The organism is uncultured Rikenella sp. (assembly GCF_910579375.1).
Classification (GTDB): domain Bacteria; phylum Bacteroidota; class Bacteroidia; order Bacteroidales; family Rikenellaceae; genus Rikenella.
Genome location: NZ_CAJTUJ010000201.1, coordinates 1 through 2,903, shown reverse-complemented (window position 1 = coordinate 2,903; position 2,903 = coordinate 1). Strand labels below are relative to the sequence as shown.

Below are 2,903 nucleotides of genomic sequence, written 5' to 3'. Positions count from 1 at the left end.
CCAAACCGCTGTTGCTTTTTGTGCCGGAGGAGTAGTTGAATCCGTGGTTGCCGACACTGTTCGGCGCGCCCGATCCTGCGTTGCGGAAGCCCGGGGCGGGGTTCTCCCTCCCGTTTATTCCGAGAGGCAACGCAACTGAAGACCGTAGGCACGAAAATCCGCACTGCTGGTGCCAAGATTCTGTAAGCCGAAAATCAGATATAGACTATTCGTTTCGCTCGTTCCCGAAGACCAGTTGTAGCCGCTGCTCCCGCTGCTGCGCAGCGCGCCGAATCCGTTCAATAAACCCGCATCGCGGAAGCCCGGGGCGGAGCCGTTGGAACGCTTTACGCCGGGTGACCGCCGCGCAGATAAAAAAACGCTCCGCGCGCCCGTGGTACGATTTTGGATAGGAAGAGACCCAAAAACCAGGTTATGAGAACCGCCCTGTATATCCTGTTGGGAAGCGCCACCCTGTTGATCTTCGTAGTGCTCGGCATCGAGCGCTGGATCGGCGTCCGCCTGCGTCGCGCGGCCGAGAAAGCCCTCGCCGAGCGCACCGGCGGAGCCGTAGAGCTCGCCGTCGGTCGTGTCGGCGTCAGCCTGTGGCGCCGTACCGTCACCGTGTACGACGTGACCCTGCGGAGCGACACTTCGCGGCTGGAATCCCTTCTGCCCGGCGTCGAAGCCCTCGAAGCCGAGATATCCCGAATCGTCCTCCGAAACGTGCGTTTCCGGTTCGGAAAAGTGACTCCCGGCCGACCCAAATACCTCTCCTTACGGGCCGTCGAGATACACGCTCCCCGTATCCTCTGTACCGTGAACGGCTCCCGTCCGGCCGATTCGACGGGAACCGACCTCGCGTCACGTATTCGGGAGGCGATTTGCGACCGTTTGGGAAATCTCTCCGTAGAGCGGGTCGTGTTGCACCACGGCGAAGTCCGGGTCGTCGAACCCGGCCACAATCGTTATGCGGCCAAAGGCGTGACGATCGAAGCCGGCGGGTTGCGCATCGCGCCCGAACTGCCGGTCGAATCGCGTCCTTTCTTTTGCGACGACCTGCGGATCGCGGCTCAGAAAGCCTCCGTTCATTTCTTAGTGACCGCCCAACTGCTGGAGGCCGGGCCGATCGACCTGAACGTGCGTGCCGGTCGGCTTTTGTTGAAGAACATCCGTCTGGTGCCTCAGTACGGCAAGGCGGACTATGCCTGGAAGACCGAGCATCATACCGATTGGACGCTGGTGCTGGCTTCGGGCGTTGAGGCCGAAGGGGCGGATTTCGGTCGCTGGTGGCGCGAGGGGAGTGTGGCGGTCGAGCGGATCGCCGTGCGCGATGCCGAGGTGGCCAACTTCAAAAACCGGCGCATCGTCCGTCAGGAACGGTTCAAACCCTTGTGGCACGAGATGATCCACCGGCTGCCGTTCGGGCTGGAGGTCGGCATGATCGAGATCGTGAATGCGCGGGTGGTTTACGAGGAGTTGGCGGCGACCGGAACGACTCCGGGCCGCATCTCGTTCGACGATCTGAACGGAGCGTTGCGGGGGCTGACCAACCGGCCCTCCGACCCCGACTCGATGTACATTCTGACGGCATCGGGCAAGGTGATGAATACGGGTCAGTTGCGTGTTGTGATTCGTATTCCGGCCCATCCGGAAAACGATCGGTTTGAGGCCGAAGGGACGTTGGGGCCGATGAATCTCGACCTGTTCAATCGGATTTTGCAGCCGTTGGCCGATGCGGGCGTGCGGACGGGGCGTCTGGAGGGCCTCTCCTTTTCGATTGCGGGCGACAGTCGCACGGCACAGGCGACGGTGAAGATGCGTTATGCGGATTTGTCGGTTCGGCTGTTGCGTCGCGACGGCGAGGGTCGTCGGCATGAGCGGAAATGGGTTTCCGGGTTTGTCAATTTGCTGGTCATCCGTTCCGCGAATCCGGATCGAAAAGGGTTTCGGACGCCGCGTCGGTCGGTCGAACGCGATCCGTTGCGTTCGCAGTTCAACTATCTGTGGCGAGGGCTGTTGGGCGGGATCAAAGAGTCTGTCGGCCTTCCCGAATCTCCGTCCGGTTCCGGCTCGAAGAAGTAGGGTTTAGGGCCGCGGGCGGACAGAGATTTGGGCGAAGATTTGGGCCGAGGCTGCCTGGTTGCATAGGGGTAGAGGCTGCCAGTAAAACGCCCTGTGGGCGCGCCCGCCCGGCGTAAGCGCAGTCCCCTCCCTTAGGACAGCCGCGCGCCGTCGCCTAAAGAGGGAAATCGTCAAAATGCGCTTGCGCGTTTTGACAGGATTTCCCCCGGCACGCGAAAAATTTCGATCTCGCGCAAAAATCCGTCGCCCGCCGGCCTTAGAGGGCATATTCTGCCGGTTGGCATTTAGCCAATCCGGCAAGAATTGCCGCGGGCGATGGCAAAATGCGGCGGAGCGACAGCGGAGCCGCAGTGAGGCGGATGCGGGGCCGTGATTTGAGCCGAGCTCCTGCGACTCGCAGAGTCGCGCGGGCCGAAGCCTCCGGCCGCGGAGGCCCGCAACTGACGTTGCTTTTGGGCCCCGCAGGCTTCAGCCCGTCCAAGAGAGTAGGGTTGCTCAGCCTCTTGCCCACTGCGGGCCCGCGGCCCGTTTATTCCGAGAGGCAACGCAACTGCAAACCGCAGGCACGGTGATAGGCGCTGCTGGGATAAAGACTCGCCACCCCGAAATTCAAATACACCCCATTGCTGTCGTTCACCGACGGCGAATAGTAAAACCCGCCATTGCCGATGCTCCACAATGCTCCCTCGCTGCTGCCGCGGTAGCCTGGGGGTGTCGCTCGGCACTCGAACCGGGCCGCCTCGGTTTCAAGTAGGGGCAGAGGCTGCCGGTTATTGGGGTAGATACGACCAGTAAAACACCCTGTGGGTGCCCGTTTATTCCGAGAGGCAACGCAACTG

The 2,903-nt window shown here is 61.9% G+C and carries 2 protein-coding genes; one reads left to right on the top strand and one right to left on the bottom strand.

Going from position 1 to position 2,903, the window contains the following annotated elements; genetic code table 11:
- Positions 1 to 114: 114 nt before the first annotated feature.
- On the bottom strand, positions 115 to 282 hold the full coding sequence (locus QZ302_RS09650) for a hypothetical protein (RefSeq protein ID WP_294594850.1): 168 nt from the start codon (positions 280 to 282) through the stop codon (positions 115 to 117).
- A gap of 132 nt (positions 283 to 414) precedes the next feature.
- Between QZ302_RS09650 and QZ302_RS09645 the strand changes: the two genes are divergently transcribed.
- Positions 415 to 2,064 (top strand): DUF748 domain-containing protein, encoded by a 1,650-nt coding sequence (locus tag QZ302_RS09645; RefSeq protein WP_294594848.1) that lies wholly within the window; start codon positions 415 to 417, stop codon positions 2,062 to 2,064.
- The last annotated feature ends 839 nt before the right edge of the window (positions 2,065 to 2,903 follow it).

Coding starts and splice junctions, on each gene's coding strand:
- QZ302_RS09645 (WP_294594848.1), top strand. CDS start 415: ATGAGAACCGCCCTGTATATCCTGTTGGGAAGCGCCACCCTGTTGATC.